The organism is Thauera aromatica, from assembly GCF_023093595.1.
In the GTDB taxonomy this organism is placed as follows: domain Bacteria; phylum Pseudomonadota; class Gammaproteobacteria; order Burkholderiales; family Rhodocyclaceae; genus Thauera; species Thauera aromatica_A.
This window is the reverse complement of record NZ_JALLIK010000109.1, coordinates 162,043-173,517: the sequence shown is the minus strand read 5'-3', so window position 1 is coordinate 173,517 and position 11,475 is coordinate 162,043. Positions and strand designations below refer to the sequence as shown.

11 protein-coding genes are annotated in these 11,475 nt (G+C 65.9%); 2 read left to right on the top strand and 9 right to left on the bottom strand.

All coding sequences use genetic code 11. The features are described 5' to 3' along the window. The 8 genes from fba to MXC99_RS15355 all read right to left on the bottom strand — a co-directional run bounded on the left by fba (window position 1) and on the right by MXC99_RS15355 (window position 9,757). Window positions 1-1,065: a class II fructose-bisphosphate aldolase gene (gene fba, locus MXC99_RS15390; protein ID WP_247726283.1), complete on the bottom strand. Its 1,065-nt coding sequence runs from the start codon at window positions 1,063-1,065 to the stop codon at window positions 1-3. Window positions 1,066-1,280: 215 nt separating this feature from the next. After that, a complete protein-coding gene (locus MXC99_RS15385; RefSeq protein ID WP_247726282.1) occupies window positions 1,281-2,306 on the bottom strand; it encodes a peptidoglycan-binding protein in 1,026 nt (341 codons plus the stop codon). Between the two features lie 78 nt (window positions 2,307-2,384). Then, on the bottom strand, window positions 2,385-3,842 hold the full coding sequence (gene pyk / locus MXC99_RS15380; protein WP_247726281.1) for a pyruvate kinase: 1,458 nt from the start codon (window positions 3,840-3,842) through the stop codon (window positions 2,385-2,387). 119 nt (window positions 3,843-3,961) lie between these two features. Next, entirely contained in the window at window positions 3,962-5,146 is a 1,185-nt protein-coding gene (locus tag MXC99_RS15375; RefSeq protein WP_247726280.1) for a phosphoglycerate kinase, read from the bottom strand. A 79-nt stretch (window positions 5,147-5,225) separates the two neighbouring features. Beyond that, window positions 5,226-6,254: a type I glyceraldehyde-3-phosphate dehydrogenase gene (gene gap / locus MXC99_RS15370; RefSeq protein ID WP_247726279.1), complete on the bottom strand. Its 1,029-nt coding sequence runs from the start codon at window positions 6,252-6,254 to the stop codon at window positions 5,226-5,228. 135 nt (window positions 6,255-6,389) lie between these two features. Next, window positions 6,390-8,417 (bottom strand): transketolase, encoded by a 2,028-nt coding sequence (gene tkt / locus MXC99_RS15365; protein WP_247726278.1) that lies wholly within the window; start codon window positions 8,415-8,417, stop codon window positions 6,390-6,392. An 84-nt stretch (window positions 8,418-8,501) separates the two neighbouring features. After that, window positions 8,502-9,470 (bottom strand): CDF family Co(II)/Ni(II) efflux transporter DmeF, encoded by a 969-nt coding sequence (dmeF, locus tag MXC99_RS15360; protein ID WP_247726277.1) that lies wholly within the window; start codon window positions 9,468-9,470, stop codon window positions 8,502-8,504. A gap of 8 nt (window positions 9,471-9,478) precedes the next feature. Then, the gene (locus tag MXC99_RS15355) at window positions 9,479-9,757 is read right to left on the bottom strand and encodes a metal/formaldehyde-sensitive transcriptional repressor (protein WP_107221456.1); all 279 of its coding nucleotides are present in this window, start codon (window positions 9,755-9,757) and stop codon (window positions 9,479-9,481) included. Window positions 9,758-9,944: 187 nt separating this feature from the next. Here MXC99_RS15355 and MXC99_RS15350 point away from each other — a divergent pair, with 187 nt between their 5' ends. Continuing rightward, complete coding sequence (locus MXC99_RS15350; RefSeq protein WP_247726276.1) at window positions 9,945-10,289, top strand: CzcE family metal-binding protein; 345 nt, start codon at window positions 9,945-9,947, stop codon at window positions 10,287-10,289. 114 nt (window positions 10,290-10,403) lie between these two features. Further along, window positions 10,404-10,682 (top strand): periplasmic Cu(I)/Cu(II)-binding protein CopK, encoded by a 279-nt coding sequence (copK, locus tag MXC99_RS15345; RefSeq protein ID WP_247726275.1) that lies wholly within the window; start codon window positions 10,404-10,406, stop codon window positions 10,680-10,682. Window positions 10,683-10,750: 68 nt separating this feature from the next. Here copK and MXC99_RS15340 read toward each other — a convergent pair whose 3' ends face one another. Beyond that, a complete protein-coding gene (locus MXC99_RS15340) occupies window positions 10,751-11,380 on the bottom strand; it encodes a methyltransferase family protein (RefSeq protein WP_247726274.1) in 630 nt (209 codons plus the stop codon). Window positions 11,381-11,475: the final 95 nt, after the last annotated feature.

Sequence of the window (11,475 nt, the reverse complement as noted above, 5' to 3'; positions counted from 1 at the left end):
TCAGCGCACGACCTGGCTCAGTTCGCCGGCCTTGTAGCGGGCGGCGACCTTGTCGAGCGCCACCGGCTTGATCTTCGAAGCCATGCCGGCGCAGCCGAAAGCCTCGAAGCGCGCCTTGCACACCTGCTTGGCGGCTTCGCGCGCGGGCTTGAGAAATTCGCGCGGGTCGAACTTGGATGGGTTCTCGACCAGGAACTTGCGCACCGCGCCGGTCATCGCGAGGCGGATGTCGGTGTCGATGTTGATCTTGCGCACGCCGTACTTGATGCCCTCGACGATCTCTTCGACCGGCACGCCGTAGGTTTCCTTCATGTCGCCGCCGTACTGGCGGATGATTTCGAGCAGTTCCTGCGGCACCGAGGAGGAGCCGTGCATCACCAGGTGGGTGTTGGGGATGCGGGTGTGGATGGCCTTGATGCGCTCGATGGCGAGGATGTCGCCGGTGGGCTTGCGGCTGAACTTGTAGGCGCCGTGGCTGGTGCCGATCGCGATCGCAAGGGCGTCGCAGTCGGTCTGCTTGACGAAATCGGCGGCCTGGTCGGGGTCGGTCAGCAGCTGCGAGTGGTCGAGCGTGCCTTCCGCGCCGACGCCGTCTTCCTCGCCCGCCTGGCCGGTCTCGAGCGAGCCCAGGCAGCCGAGTTCGGCTTCGACGGTGACGCCGATCGCATGGGAGAACTTCACCACTTCGCGGGTGACGGCGACGTTGTAGTCGTAGGAGGAGGGGGTCTTGCCGTCTTCGAGCAGGGAGCCGTCCATCATCACGCTGGAAAAGCCCGAGCGGATCGCCGCCATGCACACCGCGGGGCTCTGGCCGTGGTCCTGGTGCATGACCACCGGGATGTTCGGATAGGCTTCGACGGCGGCGTCGATGAGGTGGCGGAGGAAAGCTTCGCCGGCGTATTTGCGCGCCCCGGCCGAGGCCTGCATGATCACCGGGCTGTCGCATTCGGCCGCGGCTTCCATAATGGCCTGGACCTGCTCGAGGTTGTTCACGTTGAAGGCGGGCAGGCCGTAGCTGTGTTCGGCAGCGTGGTCGAGCAGCTGGCGCATGGAAACGAGGGGCATGGGATTTCTCCGGGCTGGGCGAGATGTGCGGGACGTTGCAGGGCCGCGATGTGTGGCCGATCAGCCCTACATTCTAATACGAGCTGTGTCGATGCGTTGTGCGCCGCAGAGGTCCGATGCAGGGGGGAGGCACACTCGGTCGGGCAAGGCGCTTCCGAAAACGAAAACGGCCCAGGAGAGTCTGGGCCATCTGGTGCAACTGGTGCGAACGTCGGTCAGCGTTGCAGTTCGGCCTGCGTGGCAGCGTCGAGCCGCCCGGTGACCGGAATGCCGCGATCGGCCTGGAAGTCGCGCAGGGCGGCTTGGGTTTTTGCACCCATCTTGCCGTCGGGGTGGCCGGTGTCGAAGCCGAACTCGGTCAGACGGGCCTGGGCATCGCGCAGGCTGATCTTGCCGCCACCGTAGCCGTCAGGCTGCGAGGCACCGTCGACGCCGAGGCGCCCACCCGTGCCGAGGCCGCGGTCACCCATGCCCTGGGCGGTGTAGTTGCGCAACGCGCGCACCAGCTGGTTGTACGAATCCATGAATGCGCCGGCGATGACTTTGCCCTGAGGGGTGTTGGTGTAGCCGCCCAGCCCGCCGACCGCGCTGCCGCCACCCAGCAGGCCGCCCAGACCAAAGTCGGTGTTCTTGGCGCTGCCTTCTGCAACGCCGACCTGCACGCCGGAGCGGTTGTCGACCAGCGTCAGCAGTGTGGCGGCCTCGTTGGTCTTGATGCTGCCGACGATGGCGCCGACCAGCCCGCCGCCGATGGCGCCAGCTGCAGCACCCAGGCCGCCCGTGCCACGTTCGCTGAACAGCACTTCTGGTGTCAGTGAGTAGTCCGCACTGACCATCTGGCCCTTGCCGAAGTTACTGCCGGCGCGCAGTTCTCCGCTCTGCTGCAGTGCACGCTCCTGCGCCATGTTGGCCATTGCACGACCGCGGTCGACGACGATGAAGCAGTTCGACTGCTGCATCAGCAGACGCAGCACGGGAATGGTGGAGGTTAGCCGATACTGGCCGGATAGGATGCGGTACCAATCGGCGTTCTGGTCTTCGACCACGGCGATGGAACCGAATGGGCGCTCGCAGCGCTCGAGTCCGGCGTTCGCGTTCTCGGAATTGGCGCCGCCGGCAGCACCGGTCGCGACGGTCTTGGCGTCGGCGTCGCCGCTGTGAACCGGCATGGAGCCGACGCAACCCGCGAGCGTGGCGGTGAGCGCCAGGGGCGCCAGGAATTTGAGCTTGTTGCTATTCATTTAAGAACCCCGTGCCGGTCTATCTGGAAAAGGAACGGGAATCTTAACAAAATGAAACTGTCTTATGCTACAAGGGTTCTAAAGGTCGGGTGTGTCAAGCGTGCCGGGGCGGTGATATTCGCCGACGCGCACGATCTTCAGGGTGTTGGTGCCGCCCGAGGCGCCGATCGGCTCGCCGATGGTGAGCACGATCAGGTCGCCGTAGTCGACCACGCCTTGGTCGAGCAACACCTGTTCGGCTTCCCACAGCAGCACGTCGCGGTCCTGGTGAGTCTGGCTCATCAGCAGCGGGTAGACTTCGCGGTAGAGCGTCATCTGGTTGCGGGCAGAGACTTCCGGGGTGAGCGCATAGATCGACACGCCGGCGATCAGGCGGCTCATCCACAGCGCGGTCGAGCCGGTCTGGGTGAGCGAGGCGATCGCCTTGACCTTGAGGTGGTAGGCGGTCCAGATCGCCGCCATCGCGATCGACTGGTCGATGCGGGTGAACACGCGGTCGAGCATCTCGCGGTCGAGCCCGGTGTCGTAGGACTTCTCCGCCTCCAGGCAGACCCGGCTCATCGCCTCGATGACTTCGACCGGGTAGTTTCCGGCGGCGGTCTCGGCCGACAGCATCACCGCGTCGGTGCCGTCGAGCACCGCGTTGGCGACGTCGGAGACTTCGGCGCGGGTCGGCACCGGGCTGGTGATCATCGACTCCATCATCTGCGTGGCGGTGATGGTGAGCTTGTTGCGGTCGCGCGCGGCGCGGATCATCTTCTTCTGCAGCGCCGGCACCGCGGCGTCGCCGACTTCGACCGCGAGGTCGCCGCGCGCCACCATGATGCCGTCGGAAGCGTCGAGGATCTCGTCGAGGTTGGCCACCGCTTCGGTGCGTTCGATCTTGGCGATCAGCAAGGATTCGCCGCCGGCGGCGCGGATCAGCTGGCGGGCCATGTACATGTCGGCCGCGCTCTTGGGGAAGGAGACGGCGACGAAGTCCACCCCGATCAGGGCCGCGGTGCGGATGTCGTCCATGTCCTTGGCGGTGAGCGCGGGCGCGGTGAGGCCGCCGCCCTGGCGGTTGATGCCCTTGTTGTTGGAGAGCTCACCGCCCACCTTCACGGTGGTGTGGATCTCGTGGCCGAGCACGCGGGTCACGCCGAGCTTGAGGCGGCCGTCGTCGAGCAGCAGCACGTCGCCCGCCTTGACGTCCTTGGGCAGGTCCTTGTAGTCGAGGCCGACGCGCTCGGTGCTGCCCAGCTCGCAGCGCGAATCGAGGATGAAGGGCATGTCGCGGGTCAGGGTGATGCGGCCGTCGGCGAACTTGCCGACGCGGATCTTCGGCCCTTGCAGGTCGGCGAGGATGCCGACCGGGCGGCCGGCCAGCGCCGAGGCCTCGCGGATCGCCGCGGCGCGGGCGATGTGGTCTTCGGCCTTGCCGTGGGAGAAGTTCATGCGCACCACGTCGACGCCGGCGTGGACCATGCGTTCGAGGACTCGAGGGTCGGAAGAGGCGGGGCCGAGGGTGGCGACGATCTTGGTATGGCGGGGCATGGAATCTCCGGAGGCGGCCTGGCGGATGGGTGCAGGGTGGACGATGGGCCGACATTCTAATCCGCAGCCGGCATGAAAATGGCCGCCGACGGCGGCCATCGGGGCGGAGCGTGGCGGAATCAGGCGGTGTAGCGTTGTTCGAGCGCAGCGATCGCGGGCAGGGTCTTGCCTTCGAGGAACTCGAGGAAGGCGCCGCCGCCGGTGGAGATGTAGCCGACGTCGCGGGCGATGTCGAACTTGGCGATCGCGGCCAGGGTGTCGCCGCCGCCGGCGATCGAGAACGCTTCGGAGTGGGCGATCGCCGAGGCCATCATCTTGGTGCCGCCGGCGAACTGGGCGTACTCGAAGACCCCCACGGGGCCGTTCCAGACCACGGTGCCGGCGTGGGCGATGATGTCGGCGAGGCGGGCCGAGCTCTTCGGGCCGAAGTCGAGGATGCGGTCGTGGGGGCCGACCTCGTCGACCGGAATGCGGTTGGCACGGGCGAGCGCCGAGACTTCGTCGGCGACCACCACATCCACCGGCAGCGGCACTTCGGCGCCGCGCGCTTTCATGAGGTCCATCACCTGCTGGGCTTCGCGCACCATCTCGGGCTCGGCGAGCGATTCGCCGATGCGCTTGCCGGCGGCGAGCAGGAAGGTGTTGGCGATGCCGCCGCCGACGATCAGCTGGTCGACCTTCTCGGCCAGGGTCTTGAGAATGGTGAGCTTGGTCGACACCTTGGCGCCGCCGACGATCGCCACCAGCGGGCGCGCGGGGCTGTGCAGCGCCTTGGAGAGGGCGTCGATCTCGGCCCCCATCAGGATGCCGGCGCAGGCCACCGGAGCGAAGCGGGCGATGCCGTGGGTGGTGGCTTCGGCGCGGTGGGCGGTGCCGAAGGCGTCATTGACGTAGATGTCGCAGAGCGCGGCCATCTTCTTCGCCAGTTCCTCGTTGTCCTTCTTCTCGCCCTTGTTGCAGCGGCAGTTCTCGAGCAGTACGACTTCGCCCGGCTTGACCTCGAAGCCGCCGTCGACCCAGTCCTGGATCAGGCGCACCGGCTTGTCGAGGAGCTGGCCGAGGCGCACCGCGACCGGCGCGAGGGTGTCGTCGGGGCCGACCGTGCCTTCGGTGGGACGGCCGAGGTGGGAGGTGAGCATCACCGCGGCGCCGTTGTCCAGGCAGTAGCGGATCGACGGGATGGAGGCGCGGATGCGGGTGTCTTCGGTGATGTTGCCGGCTTCGTCCTGCGGCACGTTGAGGTCGGCGCGGATGAACACCTTCTTGCCGCGCACGTCGAGGTCGGTGAGTTTCTTGACTTGCATGATTCGCTCGGTCTCGTGAAAACGCCCTGCGGGGCAGGGCGTCGATGGGTTGCAATCGCGTTTGCGGGGGGCGGCCGGTTTACTTGGCGTTAACGAAAGCGCGCGCAGCGTCGAGCATGCGGCAGGAATAGCCCCACTCGTTGTCGTACCAGGCCAGGACCTTGACCAGCACCGAGCCGTCCGCGCCCTGGATGACGCGGGTTTGGGTGGCGTCGAAGGTGGAGGACACGGTGGTGTGGTTGAAGTCGGAGGACACCAGCGGTTCGGTGTTGACCGCCAGAATGCCCTTCAGCGGGCCGTTGGCGGCGGCGGTCATCAGCGCGTTGATCTCTTCCTTGGTGGTGGCGCGCTCGGCGGTGAAAGTGAGGTCGACCAGCGAGACGTTGATCGTGGGCACGCGCAGGGCAAAACCGTCGACCTTGCCGGCGAGCTGCGGCAACACCAGGCCAACGGCCTTGGCGGCGCCGGTCTTGGTCGGGATGATGTTGGCGGCGGCGGCACGGGCGCGGCGCAGGTCTTTGTGGCGCACGTCCACGGTGACCTGATCGTTGGTGTAGGCGTGGATGGTGGTCATCAGGCCCTGCTTGATGCCGACACTGTCGGCCAGGATCTTGGCCACCGGAGCCAGGCAGTTGGTGGTGCACGAGGCGTTGGAGACGACGGTCATGCCGGCGCGCAGCACTTCTTCGTTCACCCCCATGACGATGGTGGTGTCCACGTCGTCGCCGCCCGGGGCCGAGATCAGCACGCGGCGGGCGCCCTGGTCGAGCAGGGCCTGGGCCTTGGCCTTGGTGGTGTAGGCGCCGGTGCATTCGAGCAGCACGTCGACGCCGTGGCGGCCCCAGTCGACGCCCTTCGGGTCCTTGGTCGAGTAGAACGGGATCTTCTTGCCGTCGATGATGATGGTGTTTTCGCCCTCGGTGTCGACCGGGGTCGCGAAGCGGCCGTGGGTGGTGTCGTACTTGAGCAGGTGGGCGTTGGTGGCCAGATCGCCGGAGGCGTTGATGGCGACCACTTCGAATTCGTTCTGCAAGCCCTGCTCGTAAATGGCGCGCAGCGTGCAGCGACCGATACGACCGAAACCGTTGATGGCGACCTTGATGCTCATCGATACTTCTCCGTGGAAAACGGTGGAAAACCAGGTGTTTATCGTTGCCGATGCCCCGCCGGCCGGTGCCGGACTACGCCCTGATGTGCAGCGGGAGCGTTCCGCTTGCGGAGCCGCTCCCGCGCCGGGCTGTCGTCAGAGCACCGACTTCACTGCCTGCACCACCGCCTCCGCAGTGATGCCGAAATACTTGAACAGCTCGCCCGCCGGTGCCGATTCGCCGAAGCGGTCGAGGCCGATGACGCGGCCTTCGAGGCCGACGTACTTGTACCAGCCGTCGGTGCTGCCGGCCTCGACCGCGACGCGCGGCAGGCCGGCGGGCAGCACGCTCGCCTTGTACGCGGTGTCCTGGCGGTCGAAGACGTTGGTCGAGGGCATCGACACCACGCGCACGGCGAGGCCTTGCTCGGCCAGCGTCTTCTGCGCCGCGACCGCGAGGGCGACTTCGGAGCCGGTGGCGAGGATCACCGCCTGCGGCTTGCCGCCATTGACGTTGGCCGGGGCCTCCGAGAGCACGTAGCCGCCCTTGCGGATCGCCGCGACCTGATCGGACGTGCGCGCCTGGAAGGGCAGGTTCTGGCGCGAGAAGCACATCGCGGTGGGGCCGTCGCGGCGCTCGATCGCGTTTGCCCAGGCCACCGCCGATTCGGTGGTGTCGCAGGGGCGCCACACGTCCATGTTGGGGATCAGGCGCAGGGTGGCGGTCTGCTCCACCGGCTGGTGGGTGGGGCCGTCCTCGCCGAGGCCGATCGAGTCGTGCGTGAACACGAACACCTGGCGCAGCTTCATCAGCGCGGCCATGCGCAGGGCGTTGCGCGCGTACTCGCTGAACATCAGGAAGGTGGCGGTGTAGGGGATCAGGCCGCCGTGCAGACTGATGCCGTTGGCGATCGCCGCCATGCCGAATTCGCGCACGCCGTAATAGACGTAATTGCCGCCGCTACGCTTGCTCACGCCCTTGGCGCCCGACCACAGGGTGAGGTTGGAGCCGGCGAGGTCGGCCGAGCCGCCGAGCAGCTCGGGCAGCTTCGGCGCGTAGGCTTCGATGCTGTTCTGGCTGGCCTTGCGGGTGGCGATGGTTTCGGCCTTGGCGACGACCTGGGCGAGCACCGCGGCGACGTGGGCGTCCCAGTCGGCGGGCAACTCGCCCGCCATGCGGCGCTCGAACTCGGCGGCGAGCTCGGGGTGGGCGGCACGGTAGGCGGCGAAGCCGGCATTCCACTGCGCTTCGAGCGCGGCACCCTTGGCGCGCGCGTCCCACGCCGCATAGACCTCGGCGGGAATCTCGAACGGCGGATGGTTCCAGCCGATGTGGGCGCGCGCGGCGGCGATTTCGGCGGCGCCGAGCGGGGCGCCGTGCACGTCGTGGCTGTCCTGCTTGTTGGGGGCGCCGGCGCCGATGATGGTCTTGCAGCAGATCAGCGTGGGGCGTTCGGTGTCGGCCCTGGCCTGCTCGATGGCGGCTTCGATCGCGGCCGGGTCGTGGCCCTGCACGTCGCGGATCACCTGCCAGCCATAGGCTTCGAAGCGCTTCGGGGTGTCGTCGGTGAACCAGCCGTCGACGTGGCCGTCGATCGAGATGTTGTTGTCGTCGTAGAAGGCGACGAGCTTGGAGAGGCCCCAGGTGCCGGCGAGCGAGCAGGCCTCGTGCGAGATGCCTTCCATCAGGCAGCCGTCGCCGAGGAAGACATAGGTGCGGTGGTCAACGATGTCGTGGCCGGGGCGGTTGAACTCGGCGGCGAGGATCTTTTCCGCCAGCGCCATGCCCACCGCGTTGGTGATGCCCTGGCCGAGGGGGCCGGTGGTGGTCTCGACGCCGGGGGCGTAGCCGTATTCGGGGTGGCCGGGAGTCTTGCTGTGGAGCTGGCGGAAACGCTTGAGCTCCTCGATCGGCAGGTCGTAGCCGGTGAGGTGCAGCAGCGCGTAGATCAGCATCGAACCGTGGCCGTTGGAGAGCACGAAGCGGTCGCGGTCGGCCCACTTGGGGTTGGCCGGATTGTGGCGCAGATGGCGCCGCCACAGCACTTCGGCGATCTCGGCCATGCCCATCGGGGCGCCGGGGTGGCCCGAATTGGCCTGCTGCACGGCGTCCATCGCCAGCGCGCGGACCGCGCCGGTGACGGGGTTGAAGACCGGAGGTTTGACGTTGCGGGTCGGCTGCATGCTGTTCTCGGGCCCGAGGCCACCATCGAAAAACCGGAATTATCCCCGAAAAGTCCGCCCGGTTGCTAGTGCTGCAGCGCAACATCAAGGTTTGAGCATTCGGTGATGGATCTCGATCGTCGAGTGGACGATCTCCTCGTGCACCGCCAGCCGCGCCCGCACCGCGTCGGGCGTGAGCGCGCGATCGTGCGTCACCACCGCGATCGCGCACGCGTAGGCCGTCTTGCCGACACGCCACACGTGCAGGTCGGCGATCCGCGTGCCGCCGTCTTCCGGGCCGGTTTCCACCGCTTCACGGATCTCGGCGACGACCGGATCATCCATCTCGCGATCGAGCAGCACTTTCCCGGTTTCGGCGAGCAGGCCCTTCGCCCAGATCGCGACCAGCACCGCGCCGGCGATCCCCATCACCGGATCCAGCCAGGACCAGCCGTAGATCCAGCCGCCGAAGAGGGCGACGATGGCGAGCACCGAAGTCGCCGCATCGGCGATGACGTGAAGATAGGCCGACTTGAGGTTGAGATCGTGATGGTGGTGATCGTGGTCATGAGCGGAATGCGCATGACTGTGGTCGTGGCCATGGTCGTGGCCGTGATGGTGCGCTCTGCCCAGGATCCACGCGCACACGACGTTGACGGCCAGGCCGAGGAGGGCGACCGCGATCGCTTCCTTGTACTGGATCGGCTGCGGCGAGACGAGGCGCTCGACCGAACCGAGCACCATCATCGCCGCCACCCCGAGCAGGAAGATGGCACTGGCGAAGCCGCCCAGGATCTCGATCTTCCAGGTGCCGAAGGCGAAGCGCCGATCTTTCGCATAGCGCCGCGCAGCGGCGTAGGCCAGCGCGGATACGCCGATAGCGAAGGCGTGCGAGCTCATGTGCCAGCCATCGGCGAGCAGCGCCATCGAGTTGAACCACCAGCCTGCGGCGATCTCGACCACCATGGTCGCTGCGGTAATCCACATCACCGCCCAGGTGCTGCGCTCGGCGAGCGCATTGCCGCGGTCGAAGACGTGGTCGTGAATCCAGTCGGACAGGCTCTCGGGATGCATGGCGACGCTCACTTAAGGTAGGTGCGCAGGACGCCGATCAACTCGTCGGCGCCTTTCATGCGCTCGGCGCCATCGAGGATTGCCGGGTCGGCGATGTGGGTGCGGACGTGCTCCTCGAGCACTTCGGCCATCAGCCCGTTGGTGGCGCCGCGCACCGCTGCGATCTGGTGCAGGATCTCGGCGCATTCCTTTTCGGCGGCGAGCGCGCGCTCCAGCGCCTCGACCTGGCCGCGAATGCGGCGCACGCGGGCCAGCAGCCTGGCCTGGTCACGGATGGTGTGGCTCATCGAATACCTCTGAATACCATGGGGGGCTATGGTATCAGCGATGCGGTTCGCCCGACACATCCTTTCGCCTTCATGACTTATATGTAATTACGAGGTCATCGCCCTGTCAGTGGCCGGCTCCTATGATCGAGTCCATGGTTACTCGAGAAAGAGCAGCCAATCCGGACAACTGAATAAGGAGCTCATCATGAAAAAATCGGTCATCGCCGTTGTCGTCGTATCGGCGATCAGCACTCTCGGGTCTTCGGCCGCGTTCGCTCAGGGCGCATCGAACCCGACCGAGCGTGAATTGGCCGCATACGGCTATGCCAGCAACGCCAGCCCTGCACGCACCGTTACCGTTGATGCGGATACTCGCCACATCAACGTCACCCGCCTGGAGACCGTTTTGCTGAAAGTCGGCGGCAAGACGGTCAACTGGACGTTCGACACCTTCGGCACGAATAGCTTCCCGCTTTCGAAAGCCGTTCCGGGGGCCGGCAACGTCACGGTCTATCTCGAAGAAAGCCCTCTGTACCGCGGTGGATCCTGACGACACCGACGTTCGATGGGAAGCGGGGCCGGCAAGGCATTGGGCAATTTTCAAACGTACGTGCCCGATGTGATTTTCAGTAGATTTCACAGCCGTTCATTCAAGGAGAGCAGCATGTTGAAGAAAACGTTGATGATCGCGGCGCTCGGTGTGGCTACCACATCGGCCTTCGCTGTCGATGTCGAGCAGATTGAGAAGTCCATCCCTTTGAAAGATGGCTCGACCGTCTACATCTTCAAGGATGGGAAAATGGGCATGGAGGACAAGATGGGTCGTGCGGTGAGGATGAAACAAGGCGAAGTGATGGAGACCAAGGACGGGCAGAAAATCATGATGCACGGCGACGAGGTCATGCGTCTCGACAGCATCCTCCGCCACGACTCCCGTAGCTGATTCGCACGTTTCAAGGTGATCCTGCCCCCGGCGGCGATTCCGGGGGCTTTTTCTGTCGGCTCGTCGAACTACCGCAGGCGAGGAATGAACGCCGGCGTGCGCTGGCGGTATGAGCGATAGGCGTCCCCGAACGCCTCGATCGCGTCGAGCTCTTCCCGGCGGGCGAGCCTGGCGTACACGATCAACAGAACAGGGAACATGACCAGGGTGATCAAGGTCGGCCATTGCAGCAAAAAGCCGAACATGACCAGAATGAAGGCGACGTATTGCGGGTGCCGAATGCGTGCGTAGGGGCCGCTGTCGGCGACACGGCGGGTGCGCTGAGCCTCGAGGAGCACAGGCCATGCCTTCGCCAGGAGCCAGAAGCCGCCGACGATGAACACCGTGCTCAAGAGGTGAAACGGGCCGAAGTGCGGGTTACTGCTCCATCCGAACATAACCTCCAAGAGGTGCCCCGAGTCGTGGGCAAAAAAATCGATTCCCGGAAATTTCGAAGACAGCCACCCCGAGAGCAGGTAGATCGTCAACGGAAAGCCGTACATCTCGGTGAACAGCGCCAGAATGAAGGCTGAGTAAGCGCCCAGGGATCGCCAGTCCCGGCTTGTGCGGGGGCGCGTGAAGCTGAACGCGAAGGCGATGAAGAACAGCGAGTTGATGACAACCAGGGACCACAATCCGTAACTCGACGTCTCACTCATCTCGATCTCCCGCGACATTACGCATCATGGCTGCCTTGGTTCTCAGCCGACATTCGTTTTCCCTTGTGGCCGTGGCCGCGATGGATGAAGACGTG

Coding starts and splice junctions, on each gene's coding strand:
- dmeF (WP_247726277.1), bottom strand. CDS start 9,470: ATGCATCCCGAGAGCCTGTCCGACTGGATTCACGACCACGTCTTCGAC.
- tkt (WP_247726278.1), bottom strand. CDS start 8,417: ATGCAGCCGACCCGCAACGTCAAACCTCCGGTCTTCAACCCCGTCACC.
- MXC99_RS15340 (WP_247726274.1), bottom strand. CDS start 11,380: ATGAGTGAGACGTCGAGTTACGGATTGTGGTCCCTGGTTGTCATCAAC.
- pyk (WP_247726281.1), bottom strand. CDS start 3,842: ATGCCCCGCCATACCAAGATCGTCGCCACCCTCGGCCCCGCCTCTTCC.
- MXC99_RS15375 (WP_247726280.1), bottom strand. CDS start 5,146: ATGCAAGTCAAGAAACTCACCGACCTCGACGTGCGCGGCAAGAAGGTG.
- MXC99_RS15355 (WP_107221456.1), bottom strand. CDS start 9,757: ATGAGCCACACCATCCGTGACCAGGCCAGGCTGCTGGCCCGCGTGCGC.
- MXC99_RS15350 (WP_247726276.1), top strand. CDS start 9,945: ATGAAAAAATCGGTCATCGCCGTTGTCGTCGTATCGGCGATCAGCACT.
- MXC99_RS15385 (WP_247726282.1), bottom strand. CDS start 2,306: ATGAATAGCAACAAGCTCAAATTCCTGGCGCCCCTGGCGCTCACCGCC.
- gap (WP_247726279.1), bottom strand. CDS start 6,254: ATGAGCATCAAGGTCGCCATCAACGGTTTCGGTCGTATCGGTCGCTGC.
- copK (WP_247726275.1), top strand. CDS start 10,404: ATGTTGAAGAAAACGTTGATGATCGCGGCGCTCGGTGTGGCTACCACA.
- fba (WP_247726283.1), bottom strand. CDS start 1,065: ATGCCCCTCGTTTCCATGCGCCAGCTGCTCGACCACGCTGCCGAACAC.